A 2437-nucleotide genomic window follows, 5' to 3' on the forward strand; every position below is an offset into this window, starting at 1 on the left:
ATAAAGTAGAAAAAGGAATCAACATTTCAGGAAGAGTGAAGCAAGTTTTTGCTGACAAACCATTGGTAAATAATAATCTGACTTTGGCTTTAATGAATAAAAAGAATAGCATTTTTTTTAGTATAATTACGGATTCAATTGGCCGATTCGAATTTAAGAATTTGATGTTTTTTGATAAAACGAATATGTATTTGAATAGTGTAAATGTAAAAGGGAAATTCAGAGGTGAAATCGTTCTGGATTCTATTGAGCTAGCTCCAATGTTGGTTTCTTTTAAAAAAGAATCAATCGTTTTACAACAAATAAATAATTCGTTTACTGAAAATGTACTAAAGAAATTTACAGTTTTTGGAGTAAAACCCGAAAATGTTTTGAATGAAGTTGTAGTTAAATCTAAGAATAAATATTGGCAACCAGTTTATTATAAGAATCCTTTTAGTACTTACACCTCTGATGTAGTAACAAAAACATTAGTTTCTATTTGGGATGTATTGGAGATAGTTCCTGGTGTTTGGGTTAAGGATAGATTTGATAAGGATTTACGCGTTGTGGGTGAAAAGGATGTTCCAATTATATTAGTAAATGGTTATGGAGTTGATAATTATGACTTAGATTATATTTTACCTAATGAAATTGTAAAAATAGAGGTAGTAAGAGAACTAGGTGTACCTATTATTTCAATTTTTATAAATAGAAATTGGAACGATAAACCTAAAAAAGTCCCTGTTTATGCTGCAAAACAAGAAATAGAAGGTTTTTCTACAGCCCGTGTTTTTTATTCACCCAATCCAGAAAAACTCAATCCAGAGTTGGATAAAAATGCCGTAGTTAGAAATACTATTTATTGGAATCCATATGTCCATCCTGATAAAACAGGTGAAGAAAGTGTTGATTATTACAATACTAAGGTAGAAACTAAAGTAAAAGTGGCTTTGGAAGGAATTACATCTAACGGGATTCCTGTTGTTAAAACGGCTTATTATACTATTAAAAAATAAATTGTAATTCTCAATTTATTAGAAAACAGCAACTAATGAAAAAATATATAAAAATTTTGATACTATTTATCAGTATTGTTTCATATTCCCAAAACAGCGAAATTTTGGTGTTAGACAGTGCAACTAAATTACCCATTGAAACCGTAAATGTTTATTATCCGGAAAGTCAGGAAGGTACTTTTACAAATTCAGATGGAAAAGCAATTATAAGAATGCGGGATAGTGATTTAAAAATTTCGCACATTGCTTATCAGGAAAGAATTATCAATTCTAAAAATCTGAAAATTTCAAATATCTTTTATTTAACTCCAAAATCAATCCATCTTGATGAAGTTGTGGTAAGTGCTTTCAATTTAAATAAAGCATTACTTTATGTTCTTAATAATTATGAGAAATTGTATGAAAATCAGGCTTTTGAAAAAGAATGTAATTTTAAAGAAACACTTTCAGTAGACAATAAATTAAAACGATTGATATTGACTAAGGTCAATTGGTGGAGTAAAAGTTATAAAATCAAACATTTAAAGGATTTAAAAATGCGTTTAGGCGCTATCGATTATAACGTAAATAATCCGATGGATGTTTTTACAGATATTCCTAAAGAAAATGTTCCATCTAACAGCGGATTTATAAATACAAAAAATCTAATTAGTTCTATTTACTTAAATAGCTTTCTGGTTAATTTTATAAAATATAATCCAGATCTTGAGGCTTTTATAGAAAAATCTTCTGAAAACGAATTTGTTGTTTCTTTTACGTCTGATTGGAAAAGAACTTATAGTTATTCCTACAGAAGTAAGGGAAAAATTATTTTTGATAAAAAGACCAAAGCTATCATTTCATTTATTTATGAAGTGGAAAATAAAAACAGAATAACCAAAAGTTTTACTACAAGAGGGAATAAAGAGTTTTCGTATGAAAATATTTATTCTGTTTCAAAACTAAATTTCAGGAAAAACATCAGTAATCAATGGACTTTAAACTCTTTTGAAGTCAGTGCCGATTTTAATATTACATATAATGACAGTATTCATCAGGGAAATTTGAAAAACAATTTATTTGTTTTAAAAGATACCCCTATGGAAAAAGTTAAGAATGTGGGGATGATTAATTTATCAAAACCAATTTATCAAAATTTACCCAAAGAGATTGTTACAACAGCAAACTCGATATTGTTATCCAAAGAAGAGATTGATTTTACAGAAGGAAAATAGTTTTTGTTGAATTAAAAAAGTAATCCAATGCTTGACGTTTATATTTCCAAAAAGAGACATATTTTGTTTCAACTTTTAGTGTTGTTTTTTAGTTATTTTGGTGCTTATGCCCAAGATACAAAATTCATTCCTGATATCGAAAAAATCTACCTGCACACGGACAGAAGTACTTATTTTATGGGCGAGGATTTATGGTATAAGGCCTATGTGGTAAGGGCAACCAAT

Annotated in this window: 3 protein-coding genes; all 3 read left to right on the plus strand. The window is 28.4% G+C overall.

Annotated features, from left to right (window positions below):
- The coding region (locus H599_RS20980) for a hypothetical protein (RefSeq protein ID WP_026715329.1) at nt 1–998 on the plus strand (998 nt) is incomplete at its 5' end.
- Nucleotides 999–1033: 35 nt separating this feature from the next.
- The gene (locus H599_RS0117645) at nt 1034–2212 is read left to right on the plus strand and encodes a carboxypeptidase-like regulatory domain-containing protein (protein ID WP_026715330.1); all 1179 of its coding nucleotides are present in this window, start codon (nt 1034–1036) and stop codon (nt 2210–2212) included.
- Nucleotides 2213–2239: 27 nt separating this feature from the next.
- A partial coding sequence (locus tag H599_RS0117650; RefSeq protein WP_026715331.1) for a hypothetical protein occupies nt 2240–2437 on the plus strand: 198 nt, incomplete at its 3' end.

It is taken from the genome of Flavobacterium daejeonense DSM 17708, assembly GCF_000425425.1.
Taxonomy (GTDB): Bacteria; Bacteroidota; Bacteroidia; order Flavobacteriales; family Flavobacteriaceae; genus Flavobacterium; species Flavobacterium daejeonense.